This is a genomic window from Pseudarthrobacter sp. 05T312, assembly GCF_056396685.1.
In genome coordinates this window covers 1-12890 of the sequence record NZ_JBFTLY010000004.1, presented here as the reverse complement: position 1 = coordinate 12890, position 12890 = coordinate 1, and the positions used below count along the sequence as shown (strand labels likewise).

The following is a 12890-nucleotide window of genomic DNA, read 5'->3' as shown; positions in this document are numbered from 1 at the left end:
GCGGTTATTGTTCGAAGCCCAGGGAGAAAGCAGCGTCAAGGTCGTGCTGCGAGTATGCCCTGAACGCGATGTGGGTTGTGGTGTGGACCACTGCGGGAACCTTTGAAAGCCGGTCCGCGATGACGTCTGCGAGGTCTTCGTGCCTGCGGACCCGTGCTACCGCAATAAGGTCCCATTCTCCGGTGACCGAATACACCTCGCTGATGCCTTCGATCGCTGAAATCTCTTCAGCCGTCTCCGGGATACGGGCGGCGTCAGTCTTGATCAGTACAAATGCGGTAACCACGCTTGAACCCCTTCAATCGGTGCCGCCGCGATGACGCACGGCAGGCTTTTCTCTCCAGCCAGCCTATTACACGGGCGCCGGACCCGGCTGACACCCTGCCACCCGGATTCCGCCGCCGCTACCTGCCCGATCGTTGGCGGAAGCGGACCACACCCGCCAACAGGAGGCGATAGCCCACCAGAAACACGGCGAGGGCCAGCGTGGCAACGATGATGAAGGGAAGGACCACCGTCTGCCCGGTCAGGGCCCGGAGCAGCATTCCGCCAACCAGGGTGGCCAGCCAGACGGGAACGCCTGCCCGGGCAATGTCGAATGGACTGCGCCACACCCTGGCAATCGCCCATCCCGCTGATGCACCGGCAAGGAACGGCCAGGCGGTCAGCAGCACGCCGAGGATGGGCTCCTCGCGGTGGTGCGCATCCCGGCCTATCGCGGCGAAAACAAGGATCAGCACGACGTCGGCCGCTGCTGCAGCCACCGCTGTCCCTGGTGAGGCAGGTGCAGGCTTGATTTTCAGGGAACTCATGTTTCGAGCTTAGCTGCCGGCAGGAGGCGCAGTGGTTCCGTAGCCGGCGTCGCACTTTCCGTCATGGATCACGCCCCGGCCGGATGCCACAGGGTAACCGTCCGGGGGGTCGAAGATGGCGGTACTTATCCCCGTTACCTTCCGCGCGCAGCTTCGGACGAATGACTGCGGTTCACCCTTACCCCCGATCCACATGTCGATCCACAGCTTTGCGTGGCCATATTTTTCGGCCCCTGTATGGCAGGGCCCATCCTCAGGAGCCGGGCCGTCCCCGCAGGTGTCTTCAACAATGAAATAGCGGCGGACGTCCGGCAGGTAGATCCGCGTCCCTGCAGGGATGTCGAGCACGTCATCACCCGTCTCACGGGAATGCCCGACGGCGATGGTCACCGGATCGGCGTATGTTCCGGTACCGCCCGCCGCTTTGTGCAGGATCGGGTGGCTGATAGCCGTAGAGCCGGGCGGGGTGTTGTCGAACCAGGTGTAGGCCGTGACGAAGACATCCTTCCGGGTCTCCGCGTCCTGGACAGGCTGGGGCGTCCCGACGCATCCATTGGCGACGAGCGCAATACCGCAGGCAACTGCCGCAGCCATGCCGTTATTGCACGCACGTCCCCCTCTGGTCATGCGAGCCATCCGGTGGCCGCCCCGCTTGGATCCCGCCCCGGCACAATACTCAACTGCCGCCCGTGAAGCCTTTGCCAAGCGCTCTGGCAAAGGCTCCCGCGTCCTGGCTGACGCCGCTGCAGCCACTCGACGGCCGCTCCGGGTTGTCCAGGGCCGGCCGGGGGCAATACGTATCCCGGTTGATGGACCAGAAGGAAAGCCTGCCTACGCCACGTTCAGCGGCAAATGCGTTGAGTCCGGCAGCGTCCTGCAATGAGAACGTGTTGCCCTCCACATCGTTGTTACCGATCATGGGCGTGAGCCCAAGGCTCCGCCACAACGCTGCAGCGTCCGGGGATCCGCCGGCCCTGAAAGGCAACTGCTCCAGATATTGGTGGGTTGCCTCCGCCGCGCCCGTGGATGCGCTGAGCATGGTTTCGCCCTCTCCCAGGCGGCCGAAGTTCATGGTCATCAGGTTGACTCCTTCCAGCGCGACTCCCGCCGCGAGCATCGTCTCGATGCTCCGTTTACCGCCTTCATCCAGTCCATCCCTCCTTACGGGGAGCGTCAACCAGATCCTGAGGGGGCGGTCCCTTGGACGCCGTTCCTGAAGCCTGGCCATGGCCTCGGCGCGAAGCTGGTCCGCGGCCGGTTCAGCGGCCCGTCCCTCTATGTCCAGGTCCACCACATCAAGTCCATACCGGTTGATGACAGTGCCGTAGGCCTCTGCCAAGGCGCCGGCCTCCCGGCATGTGGTTGCGAGTTCCCGGCCTCGCTGTCCGCCGAACGAAACGGCAATGTTGCTTCCGGCCGCACGGGCCTGCCGTATCTGCATGTCGAGCTGGAGCTGATTGCCGGCCGCTTCCAGGCCGAGCGTTCCGCCCCAGGCTGGAATACAGGGCTGGGAAGGATCCGCGGTGATAAAGGCCAGTACCATGGTGGACCCCGCGGAAGCCTCATGCTGCAAGGCGGGATTCGGCGGCAGCGTAACGTCCAGGTACCCGCCGAACCAGCCGGCGGCTCTTCGGGCCGGAATTGGTTGAGCTGGAGATCCCGCATCCTGTGTTGGTGAAGTACTGCAGCCTGCCAGGGCGATCGCGGCGCTGAAAAGGACGGGACCCCAGTGGCTAGTGCGAAGTGCCTTCATCGTCGGCGTGGTCAGGCGGACGTGGGGGAGAGGTGCCGCGAGGCAGCGGCGGGAGAGGGCAACGAAGCGCTGTTGGTCCTCTGGGGTTTGTACCACCCGACGGCGGAACCCCTCAGCGCCCGGATCACCGAGCCAAAAACGACGTAGGCCCGCAGCGGTTCGTAGATAAGCCGGTAGATCGGCACGATGAGCAGGTGCAGCGGGCTCTCGCGCACCATGACCACCGCCACCACGGAGACCACCATGTGGGTGGTGGCAACGAACGCGGAGAACAGGGCAATGGCCTGCCATTCACCGCGTGCAAGGCTGAGCATGGCCACTCCCAAAGCCAACGGCATGAAGATCAGCGGCACCAGGACTGAGATCAGCGCGTATGGCATGGTCAGCATCCCGAGCGCTCCGAACTTCGGGTTGAAAAGCATGGAGCGGTGCTTGTACAGCGTCTGGATATTGCCATAAGTCCAGCGGAGCCGCTGCTTGAAGAGTCCTTTGAGGGTCAGCGGCGCCTCCGTCCAGGCCACCGCATTGTTCTCCTGCATAATGTTTCGATGGTCGCCGTCCGGTCCCCGCCGCCGTCGTGGACCAACATAACGTGCCCGAGTCCGTCGAGTTCAGGAGTGGGGACCTGGGTGCCGGGCTTGTACTCCCAGTCGCGGGTGTCCAGGTCCATGTTGACGTGAAGGTACCCCAGCTGCTGCGACTGCAAAAGCGCCAGCGTGTTGTTCTCCGGATTGCCGGTGGGAATCCGGAAGAGCCTTGAGGCGTAGTTGTCCACCGCGCGCAGCACCCGGTCTTCACCAATGATTTCCTGGCGGTTATAGGCGTCGTCATGCGCCCAGAAGTCGATGTGGCTCATGGTGTGGTTCCCCACCATGTGGCCTTCCCGCACCATCCGCCGGAAGATATCTGGGTTTTCCACCACCTGCTCCCCGATAACGAAAAAGGTTGCGGGGACGCTTTCACGCGAGAGTAGATCGAGGATTTGCGGGGTGAAGGTGGGATCCGGGCCGTCGTCGAATGTCAGCATCAATGTGTGGTCAGGAGGGAGGCCGTAGGCTTCAACGGCATAGGGCTTGTCGCCAATAGCCGCAGCCTCCTCGGCCGTGGCTTCGCGAAGCACTTCGTTGCTGAACGGGTCAGTGAGGTAATCGATGCCGTCGCGCCTCTCCACCAGGTCGATCCGGTGGAAAATTTCGTTCCCCTGCTCGTAGCCGACGCGGGGAATGTCTCTTACGTCCTGCTGTGCAAGCAGTTGTCGCGGATAGCCGGCTGCCTGATTGAGCTGGCCAGGGCGCAGGGGAGCGGTGGCCGCGGGCAGCACGGCGCACAGGGTCAGCACGATGGACAGCACTGCAGCCAGGAGGCCGTTCAGGATCCGATACCAGCGGGTGCCGCTGGTATCGAAAAAAACGGGCTGGTGAACAGTGCTGCTGGTAGAGGAAACGTCTGTCATTGGGTCCCCTGCGTGGAAACCTGCAAAAGCAACGGCGAGAACCCCCAGACGGGGAGGACCGCCTCTTCCGGGCGGCTGCAAGGATCCGTCCTGAGGACGAGACTAGGTTTGGGTGTGCCGGCCGGCACGCGTAAGCGGTACGTCATTGAAGATTTGGGGGCTACTTACCTACGGTGCCTGCGTATCCCGCAACAATCCCCACCAGGCGGTCCGCGTGGCCCCCAGTCAGCCCGGGCTTCGGCGGACGAGCCAGCTTGCTTCCCACCGGAGGTGGTAGAAGGAGTCTTCAGTCCACTCCACAAGGACATCGGTTACCGTGTAGGCGACCGCACGGCCCTGGATCGAGCGGACTTTAACCGCTGCCGGGTGAAGGAGGACAACGGGCCTGCCGGGCGCCTGCCGCAGCGCTTCCTCCCGGAATTGTGTCCGGCAAAGGGTGCATGGAGTTGAGCAGTTTGCGCAGGCGTTGAGGCGGGGGAGTTCACGCATGGGGCGTCCTAGGGGGAAGCAGGGAAACCGGGCGCCGCCGCCGTCTGCATGAACAAAGGAGGTGTCGTTGAAGGCTTACCTCCGTCGCGTGCCCGCGGCGGCCCTTGCGGGCCTGCCGCCTTCACCAACACACCAGGATCCTCCACGTGGCCGCGCACGGACGGAACCTACCCAACTTCGGGGGGACCTCCCCGTTGTTGGGCGCGTAGGGGATAGGGATGCAGTAATCTCGCTGCAGTAGGTGAGGCCCCCTAACCATGACGGAGACACCGTGAACAAAGCCCTATGGATCTGCAGCCTTGTGGGCGCCGCTGTGGGGATCAGCCTGGGCCTGGCGATCTTCCACACGCCCTTTTGGGGGTTCGCGTTGGGCCTCGGCCTGGGCGCGGTGGTGGGGGCCTCGATGCGGCGGCGGCACTAGCGGCTGCCAGAGGGCCTGCGTTGGCTTGTGCCGCAGGACGGCATCCAGAAGGCTGAACGAGGGAGTGCCAGTTCTGCGTTAGTTGACATAATGTAGATTATCGGCGTTTTCGGGAAGGTTGGAAGCGGGGCATGGGACACCCGCCGGCCGGGCCTTCACCCGCCACGCAAAACCATGCACAGGGCGCCGTTCCAACCGTCCAGCCGAGGCGGCCCATTGTCTTTATCCAACCGCACGTCAAGAATGACGTGATGACGGTTTACGTGCGTTCACTTGAAACTGCAGTTCCGGCGACAAAACTGATCCAGTCCGAAGCCCGTGATGTCTTCGCCGCCCAGCCGGGACTTTCCCGGCTCGCATCCCGCCTGGTCAGCACCTGTTTCGACGGCGCAGCGATCGACACGAGGTTCACTGCCGTCCAGGAACTCACCAACACGTCACGCTCGGAGAACCCCCAGTTCTACGACCCCGACACCGGGCTCCTGCTGAACCCCAGTACCAAAGTCCGCAACGATATTTTTGCCCGGGAAGCCACCAAACTGTTCGTAGAGGCGGCCCGGGCTGCCGTGCAGGCGGCCCCGGAGCTTGATTTACTTGACATAACTCATCTCATCACGGTGTCGTGTACGGGCTTTTTCAATCCTGGCCCGGACTACAAGGTGGTCCGCGAGCTCGGGCTTAGTCCTTCCGTGCAGCGGTACCACCTGGGCTTCATGGGCTGCTACGCGGCGTTTCCTGCGCTCCGGGCGGCCAAGCTGTTCTGTGAATCCGACCCGAACGCGGTTGTCCTTGTGGTCTGCGCCGAACTCTGCTCACTGCACGTCCGCACGTCCAATGATCCGGACACGATCATGGGTTCGGCCCTGTTTGCCGATGGCGCTGCTGCCGCCGTCGTCACTGCACGCCCCGGCGCCGAGGAAGCCGCGCTTCTGAAGCTGGACCATTTCGAAACAGTCCTCACCCCCGTTGGTGAAGACTCGATGGCCTGGAACATCGGCGATCATGGGTTCGAGATGGTCCTGGGCAACTATGTGCCACACATCATCGACGACCACATCGTAGGTGCCTTGCAGCCGCTGCTGGCAAAAGACCCGGAATTGGCGGCACTCCCCTACACCGCAATCCCCCACTGGGCGATCCACCCCGGCGGGCGCAGCATCCTTGACAAGGTCCAGTCCCGGCTTGGCCTCAGCGATGTGCAGCTGGTTCCCGCCAGGGACATCCTCAGGAATTACGGCAACATGAGCAGCGCCACAGTCCTGTTCGTCCTCAAGCACATCCTGGAACAACCGCTGCACCCGGCTGGACCCCACGAAGGAGAGGCCATCTGTTCCATGGCTTTTGGCCCAGGGCTCACGGTGGAGACGGGACTGTTCACCAAACTCCGGCAGGCCGCGGCAAAGACCCGGGACGACCCCGGACTGGGGGAATCCGCTCCGGCAGGCTCCCTGAAGCCGGGCCAGGACCGGATGCCGGCAGAGATGGCCTGACAGGGTTCGCGTGGGGATCCTGCTGCGAACGCGCGCTGCCGGAGAGGTGGAGCAGATGGACCGCGCGGACTGCGATGCCCGGCTCCTGGACAATACGTACCGGCAGTTCTGGGTCATTAACCGGGTGCTGTCCGGTTGGCGGCGGCTGTACCGGACGGAGCTGCGAACCGTCGCCGCAGCGCAGCAGCGCCCACTGACCGTGCTGGACATCGGCTCCGGTGGCGGCGACCTCGCCGTCATGCTGGCGCGCTGGTCAAAGCGGGACGGCCGGCCAATCCATGTCACTGGCATCGATCCGGACCCCCGCGCCGCCGCATTTGCGCGCCGTCGTCCGCCAACCCCGGGGGTCGACTTCCGGCAGGCGCACAGCGGCGACCTGGTCGGGGAAGGCGCCCGGTTCGACGTCGTGATTTCCAACCACGTGTTGCACCACCTTGAGGCCACGGAACTCCGGCAACTGCTGGCGGACTCAGAAATCCTGGCCACCAGGAAGTCGCTTCACAATGACCTGATCCGCAGCCCCGCCGCCTTTGGCCTCTTCAGTGTGGCCGCGCTGCCGTTCAGGAAGTCCTACATCCGCGAGGACGGGCTCACTTCCATCCGGCGCAGCTATACGCCCGCGGAGCTGGCCGCTTCCGCTCCCCCGGGCTGGTCAGTGGAACGCCCGTCGGCCTTCCACCAGGTCCTGGTCTGCCGGAAGGACTGACATGGACGCCGATGTCCTGATCGCCGGCGGCGGTCCCGTGGGCCTGTACCTGGCGGCGGCGCTGCTGCAGGAAGGGGTAACGGTGAAAGTCTTTGAGCAGCGGCAGGCTCTGAACAGGCATACCCGGGCCATCGGCATCCACCCGCCGGCCCTGCAGGCCCTGGCCGGGGTGCAGGTGGCGTCCAGCATGGTTCACGAAGGCGTCCGCATCCGTGCCGGAATGGCGGTCAGCGGCGGGAGGACGGTGGGAACGATGGAGTTCGGCCAGGTGTCCAGTGCCTTTCCATTCGTGCTGGCACTCCCCCAGTTCAGGACCGAGCAGATTTTGGAAGAGCGGGTCCTCGCCCTTGATCCGGGCGCGATTGTGAGGGGCGCCCGGATCACGGGGGTTACGGACGACGGCGGCAGGGTCACCGCTGCGGTGGAGACCGGCCCGGGTGCCACGCATCCCTGCGGCAGTGCCACTGGAGCGTTGCTCGTTGCGGCCGACGGTGCCCGGTCAGCGCTGCGGGGGCGGCTCGGCGTCCCCGTTGTCCGCAGGACGTATCCGGACCACTACCTCATGGGCGATTTCGAGGACGGCACGGAGTACGGAGACAAGGCCGTCCTGTTCCTTGAGCCCGACGGAATCGTTGAGTCGTTCCCGCTGCCGGGAGGTGTCCGGCGCTGGGTGGTGCGGCTGGACTCGCCCGCCGGAGCGGATGCAGGGCCACATGTCCTTGCGGAGCTGGTACGCCGCCGGACCGGGAATCAACCGGATCCAGCGTCGAACTCCATGCTGAGCGCCTTCAGCGTGCGGTCCGGAATTGCGCAGCGGACGGTCGCCGGACGCGCAGTGCTGCTGGGTGACGCCGCCCATGAAATCAGCCCCATCGGTGGGCAAGGCATGAACCTGGGCTGGCTGGGCGCCCGGGACCTGGCGCCGTTGGTCTGCGCCGCCCTGGCGGGTGAAGCCGTAGGCCCCCGGCTTCGGAAATTCGAGCGGGACCGCCGCCGGGCGGCCAACGTGGCCCGCCGGCAGGCGGAAATCAACATGATGCTGGGCAGGCCGCTGCCGCAGCCGCTCCTGCGGTTCCGGGTTGCCGGCATTGGTGCGGCCGCCGCAATACCCGCGGTGAACCGGTGGGCCGCCACACGCTTCACCATGCAATAGCAGCTCCGGGCCGCGGCGCGGGGGCTACCGGAAATAGCAGTCGTAGCTGTCCTGGCTAACGATCACACCGTCGCTGACCTCAAAGACGGACGACGTCCTGGCCCGGATCGTCTCGCCGAGGTCCCAATACCGCAGGTCCATCAGCACCGTGGCGGACCAGTCAGCCTCCACCACCACCCGGCCGCCCTCGCACGTGGTGCGCCGGACAGTGAACTGCTGGTCCTTGACCACGTCCCGGCTTTGGTCGGCGCCGGCCAGCACCGCCGCCAGCGTCCGCGTGGAACCTTCCGGTGCCAACAAGTGCGGGGCCTCCATCAGCACGAACTGCTCAGAGAGGAACGGCCGGATGTCCGCCGCACCGCCACCCGCTTCGAGGACCCGGATGAATGCCAGGACGTGTTCCAGCGGGGACTGTGCAGGAAGGGAATCTTCAGCCATGAAGTAGACCCTAGCCGACCGTTCCTCCGCACCGTCCGCCAGTAGGCTGTCCCCATGACCCAGACTGTTCCCACGACCACCGCCGGCGCCGCCCAGATCCGCGAGATCGTTGAGCAGGTCCTCTCTGCCGGATCCCTGCCGCCCATCGTCCAGGCCGGGCACCCGGCGCTCCGCCAGCGTGCCGCGGATTTGGATGGACAGCTGTCAGATGACCAGTTGGGCCGACTGATCGGAGTCATGCGCCAGGTCATGCATGAAGCTCCCGGGGTGGGCCTGGCCGCACCTCAGCTGGGCATCCCGCTGCGGCTGGCCGTCCTGGAGGACCAGTACGACATCGACCCGGCGGCCGCCGCCCTGCGCAACCGGAGCCCGCTGGATTTCCTGGCCATCCTCAACCCCCGCTACACGCCGCTTGGGCGCGAACATGCGTCGTTCTACGAGGGCTGTCTTTCCCTCAACGGGCTGCAGGCTGTGGTGGCGCGTCCGGAGGCCGTGCTGCTGGAGTACGTAACGCCCGACGGCGCGGCGGAGCGGCGGGAGTTCTCCGGCTGGCAGGCGCGCATCGTGCAGCACGAGACGGACCACCTCGACGGCATCCTGTACATAGACCGCGCCCAGCTTCGGTCGTTAAGCAGCAACGCCGAATACGCAGCGCACTGGGCGGAGTCGGGCATTGCCAAGGCACGGGAAGGGCTGGGCTTCGACGACGGGCCCGCCGGGATCTCCCTCGGCTGATAACGACCGCCTCCCCCGCGTGCCGGGCAGGCAGGGCGGAAAGCCGAGCCCGCCCTAAACTGGTTCCCATGCCTTCTGCGGACCTTCCCCTCCTGTGCCCCGTCTGCTCACGTCCGCTTGAATACCTGTCTGCGCAGGCCACGCGCCAGCCCCGCCTGTCCTGCCCGGAGGGGCACAACTTCGATGCCGCCCGGCAGGGCTACTTCAACCTGCTGGTGGGCAAGGGCACACCTTTTGAACCGGACAGCGCCGCGATGGTGGCCTCTCGGTTCGCCTTCCTGGGGAACGGCCATTACGCGCCGCTGGCACACGCCCTGGCCTCCGCCGTTGTACCCCTGCTGCGGGAGGAAGGCGCCGTGGTCCTGGACTCCGGAACAGGGACCGGCCATTACCTGCGGGAGATCCTCGACGCTGCAGCCACCGCAGGGCGGCCGGCCTCCGCGGTCGGCCTGGACATCTCGAAGTTCGCCCTTCGCCGGGCCGCCCGCCTCAACCCGGAGGCCGCCAACCTGGTCTGGGACATCTGGCGGCCGCTTCCGGTGGCGGACAATTCGGTGGATGCGGTCACCGTGGTCTTCGCTCCGCGGAACCCCGCCGAGTTCGCCCGGGTCCTGCGCCCAGGGGGTGTCCTGGCAGTGGTGACTCCCCGGCCCGGACATTTGGCAGATATCGCGGCCATAACCGGAATGCTCGGCATTGAAGAGGGCAAGGATGAGCGGCTTGCGGAGGCGATGGCCGGGCACTTCGAGCCCGACACATCCCTTGAGGTGGACATACCCCTCAAGTTGGGCCGTACGGCCGCCGCAGACCTGGCGTTCATGGGACCGGCCGGCCACCACCTGGACCGGGGCCAGATCGCGGCCCGGCTGGAAAGCTCGCCGGAACCGGTGCGGGCCGACGCAAGGTTCCGGATTTCAGTGTTCCGGCCCCGGGCCCAGGGCGCCCCGTAACGACTTGGCCACTATCCCCCGGCGCCCGCTGTGAACCGGCCCACGGGCCGGGTCCGCGGACTACGATGAAAAGACAGTTACTGGCGTGTACGCGTAAACCGCGGCGCCGTGACGAAGGGGGAAACAGGAATGTTCGAGTGGCTTGGGGAAAACTGGTGGGCGTTGTGGCTCACGGCTTTCCTGGCGTTTGCAGTGGTCGAGATGATCACCCTTGACCTGTTTTTCATCATGCTTGGCGGAGGATCACTTGCCGCCCTGGTCGCCGATTTTGCCGGCGCCGAGCCTTGGCTCCAGGTAGTCATCTTCTGCATCGTGTCCCTGCTCATGGTCGCTTTCGTCCGGCCTGTGGCACTCTCGCACCTGAAGAAGGGACCCTCCGAACAGCGGACCAACGTGGACCGGCTGATCGGTGAACCGGCCGTGGTGATGGAAGCCGTGACGTCTGACGGCGGCCTGGTGAAAATCGGCGGCGATATCTGGAGTGCGCGCTCCGCTGCGGGAGTGCTCCCCGCGGGACAGACGGTGGTCGTCGCGGCCATCGACGGCGCAACAGCAGTGGTTTCGGTACCGCCGGCGGCGGCCACCGGACCCGATACAGCCTGACAATTGGGGAACAAGGAGTTGTATGGAAAACGCAGGCGGAACCGCGCTGGCCATTGTGCTGGTGGTTCTGATCGTCTTTGTCATCATAGTTTTAGTCCGGTCCGTCCGGATTATTCCGCAGGCCCGCGCGGGCGTCGTTGAACGGCTGGGTAAATACCAGCGCACCCTGAATCCGGGCCTGACAATCCTGATTCCCTTTGTGGACCGGCTGCTGCCGCTCCTGGACCTGCGTGAACAGGTTGTGTCCTTTCCGCCGCAGCCCGTCATTACTGAGGACAACCTGGTGGTCTCCATCGATACGGTGGTCTACTTCCAGGTGACAGACCCCCGCGCCGCGACGTATGAAATCGCCAACTATATCCAGGCTGTCGAACAGCTCACCACCACCACCCTGCGCAACGTGGTGGGCGGCCTCAACCTGGAGGAAGCCCTCACGTCCCGGGACCAAATCAACGGGCAGCTCCGCGGCGTCCTGGACGAGGCCACTGGCCGCTGGGGTATCCGCGTTTCGCGGGTTGAACTGAAGGCCATTGATCCGCCCCACTCCATCCAGGACTCCATGGAGAAGCAAATGCGCGCCGAGCGCGACCGCCGTGCCGCGATCCTGACCGCCGAAGGAACCAAGCAGTCGGCCATCCTCACCGCGGAGGGCCAGCGCCAGGCATCCATCCTGGCTGCCGAGGGTGAAGCGAAGGCCGCCATCCTGCGGGCAGACGGTGAATCGCAGGCGATCCAGAAGGTCTTCGACGCCATCCACAAGGGAAACCCGGACCAGAAACTGTTGGCCTACCAGTACCTGCAGACGTTGCCCAAGCTCGCGGAAGGTTCGGCCAACAAGCTGTGGATCATCCCCAGTGAAGTCGGGGAAGCCCTGAAGGGAATTGGGAACGCTCTGGGCGGCACCGCCGGGGAGGCCGGGACGGCAGGGACGCTGTTCCAGGACGAGCCCACGGAGCGCACGCAACCCTAGCATCCCGAACAACAGGAGGGTTTGGCGGCAGACGCCAAACCCTCCTGTTTTGTCTCCAGTGGGATAAGAGTCGTATAATTGGGTATTTGTCCGGCAGGAGAATACCAGCTGGAACAACCAAGCTTCGCAATGCGTTGAATCCTATGATGCAACACACTGCACAAAGTAGTCCGGCGGTGCCACGGCGCCACCGGCTAGCGCGGAGATTTCATCCGCGAACCGACCAGAGGGAGAAATCATGAGCGATCGCAGCCTGCGGGGCATGCGCCTTGGTGCGCAGAGCATGGAGACCGAGTCCGGAGTTGAGCCGGCTCCGCGCCAGCGGGTCGAATACCGTTGCGCGGATGGCGAGCAGGTCTTCGTCACGTTCTCCTCCGAGGCGGAAATTCCTCCGGTATGGGTCTCCAAGACCGGTAAGGAAGCGCTCCTGGTCGACGGCGAAAAGCCGGACACCAGCAACGACAAAGCAGTCCGCACCCACTGGGACATGCTGCTCGAACGCCGCTCGCTGCCTGAACTCGAGCAGATCCTCGAGGACCGCCTCACCATCCTGCGCGAACGCCGCGGAGAGCGCCGCTCGGCCTAAGGCCCAGCCCCCTCTTTTGTGCCGGCGCGACGCTGGCGGTGCCCTCGCGGGCGGAGGCCCTAGGTGTAATTCCCACTGAGGTTGTGAACGCGGCTGATGGGGGTTGTGCCGCCGATGCCGGTATGGGTTCTGTGGTGATTGTAGTGGTGGAGCCACTGGTCGTAGGTGGCGGCGCGTTCGGMTTCTGAAGTGTAGGGCCGGGCGTAGGCCCATTCCGTAGCGAGAGTGCGGTTGAAGCGTTCTACCTTGCCGTTGGTCTGCGGCCGGTAGGGGCGGGTCCGCCGATGCTTGAGGTGTGGGCCCAGGGCTGCTGCGAAGGCCCGGGAGCGGT

The 12890-nt window shown here is 65.1% G+C and carries 17 protein-coding genes; 9 read left to right on the top strand and 8 right to left on the bottom strand.

Features of this window, described 5'->3' with window-relative positions; translation table 11 throughout:
* Positions 1 to 4: 4 nt before the first annotated feature.
* The 6 genes from AC1DIP_RS07750 to AC1DIP_RS07725 all read right to left on the bottom strand — a co-directional run bounded on the left by AC1DIP_RS07750 (position 5) and on the right by AC1DIP_RS07725 (position 4018).
* Positions 5 to 286: an Lrp/AsnC family transcriptional regulator gene (locus AC1DIP_RS07750; RefSeq protein ID WP_141160402.1), complete on the bottom strand. Its 282-nt coding sequence runs from the start codon at positions 284 to 286 to the stop codon at positions 5 to 7.
* Positions 287 to 404: 118 nt separating this feature from the next.
* A complete protein-coding gene (locus AC1DIP_RS07745; protein ID WP_477733397.1) occupies positions 405 to 812 on the bottom strand; it encodes a DUF3054 domain-containing protein in 408 nt (135 codons plus the stop codon).
* 9 nt (positions 813 to 821) lie between these two features.
* The gene (locus tag AC1DIP_RS07740; protein WP_477733396.1) at positions 822 to 1406 is read right to left on the bottom strand and encodes a hypothetical protein; all 585 of its coding nucleotides are present in this window, start codon (positions 1404 to 1406) and stop codon (positions 822 to 824) included.
* An 82-nt stretch (positions 1407 to 1488) separates the two neighbouring features.
* A complete protein-coding gene (locus AC1DIP_RS07735; protein WP_477733395.1) occupies positions 1489 to 2385 on the bottom strand; it encodes a chitinase in 897 nt (298 codons plus the stop codon).
* Between the two features lie 191 nt (positions 2386 to 2576).
* Positions 2577 to 3104 (bottom strand): glycosyltransferase family 2 protein, encoded by a 528-nt coding sequence (locus AC1DIP_RS07730; protein WP_477733394.1) that lies wholly within the window; start codon positions 3102 to 3104, stop codon positions 2577 to 2579.
* Positions 3062 to 4018, bottom strand: coding sequence for a polysaccharide deacetylase family protein (locus AC1DIP_RS07725; RefSeq protein WP_477733393.1), 957 nt, complete (start codon positions 4016 to 4018; stop codon positions 3062 to 3064). Before AC1DIP_RS07725 ends, AC1DIP_RS07730 begins: the two co-directional genes overlap by 43 nt.
* Positions 4019 to 4778: 760 nt before the next feature.
* On the opposite strand from AC1DIP_RS07725, the gene AC1DIP_RS07720 reads away from it, so the two are divergent.
* From AC1DIP_RS07720 to AC1DIP_RS07705, 4 genes are all read left to right on the top strand, one after another.
* Positions 4779 to 4928 carry a hypothetical protein gene (locus AC1DIP_RS07720; protein WP_476211146.1) on the top strand — a complete coding sequence of 50 codons (150 nt, stop codon included), beginning with the start codon at positions 4779 to 4781 and terminating at the stop codon, positions 4926 to 4928.
* 251 nt (positions 4929 to 5179) lie between these two features.
* Positions 5180 to 6418 (top strand): type III polyketide synthase, encoded by a 1239-nt coding sequence (locus tag AC1DIP_RS07715; RefSeq protein ID WP_477733392.1) that lies wholly within the window; start codon positions 5180 to 5182, stop codon positions 6416 to 6418.
* 55 nt (positions 6419 to 6473) lie between these two features.
* Positions 6474 to 7124 carry a methyltransferase domain-containing protein gene (locus tag AC1DIP_RS07710; protein WP_476211143.1) on the top strand — a complete coding sequence of 217 codons (651 nt, stop codon included), beginning with the start codon at positions 6474 to 6476 and terminating at the stop codon, positions 7122 to 7124.
* Position 7125: 1 nt separating this feature from the next.
* Complete coding sequence (locus tag AC1DIP_RS07705) at positions 7126 to 8277, top strand: FAD-dependent oxidoreductase (protein WP_477733391.1); 1152 nt, start codon at positions 7126 to 7128, stop codon at positions 8275 to 8277.
* Positions 8278 to 8301: 24 nt separating this feature from the next.
* On the opposite strand, the gene AC1DIP_RS07700 is transcribed toward AC1DIP_RS07705, so the two are convergent.
* Complete coding sequence (locus tag AC1DIP_RS07700) at positions 8302 to 8715, bottom strand: nuclear transport factor 2 family protein (RefSeq protein ID WP_476211139.1); 414 nt, start codon at positions 8713 to 8715, stop codon at positions 8302 to 8304.
* Between the two features lie 54 nt (positions 8716 to 8769).
* Here AC1DIP_RS07700 and AC1DIP_RS07695 point away from each other — a divergent pair, with 54 nt between their 5' ends.
* The 5 genes from AC1DIP_RS07695 to AC1DIP_RS07675 all read left to right on the top strand — a co-directional run bounded on the left by AC1DIP_RS07695 (position 8770) and on the right by AC1DIP_RS07675 (position 12559).
* The gene (locus AC1DIP_RS07695) at positions 8770 to 9450 is read left to right on the top strand and encodes a peptide deformylase (protein ID WP_476211137.1); all 681 of its coding nucleotides are present in this window, start codon (positions 8770 to 8772) and stop codon (positions 9448 to 9450) included.
* A gap of 68 nt (positions 9451 to 9518) precedes the next feature.
* Positions 9519 to 10400 (top strand): methyltransferase domain-containing protein, encoded by an 882-nt coding sequence (locus tag AC1DIP_RS07690; RefSeq protein ID WP_477733390.1) that lies wholly within the window; start codon positions 9519 to 9521, stop codon positions 10398 to 10400.
* Positions 10401 to 10529: 129 nt separating this feature from the next.
* On the top strand, positions 10530 to 11003 hold the full coding sequence (locus tag AC1DIP_RS07685) for an NfeD family protein (protein WP_476211133.1): 474 nt from the start codon (positions 10530 to 10532) through the stop codon (positions 11001 to 11003).
* 22 nt (positions 11004 to 11025) lie between these two features.
* On the top strand, positions 11026 to 11973 hold the full coding sequence (locus AC1DIP_RS07680; protein ID WP_476211131.1) for an SPFH domain-containing protein: 948 nt from the start codon (positions 11026 to 11028) through the stop codon (positions 11971 to 11973).
* Between the two features lie 238 nt (positions 11974 to 12211).
* Complete coding sequence (locus AC1DIP_RS07675; protein ID WP_026266052.1) at positions 12212 to 12559, top strand: RNA polymerase-binding protein RbpA; 348 nt, start codon at positions 12212 to 12214, stop codon at positions 12557 to 12559.
* 59 nt (positions 12560 to 12618) lie between these two features.
* Here the strand turns inward: AC1DIP_RS07675 and AC1DIP_RS07670 are convergent.
* Positions 12619 to 12890 (bottom strand): integrase core domain-containing protein (locus AC1DIP_RS07670; RefSeq protein ID WP_477733389.1); only part of this gene is annotated, 272 nt, incomplete at its 5' end.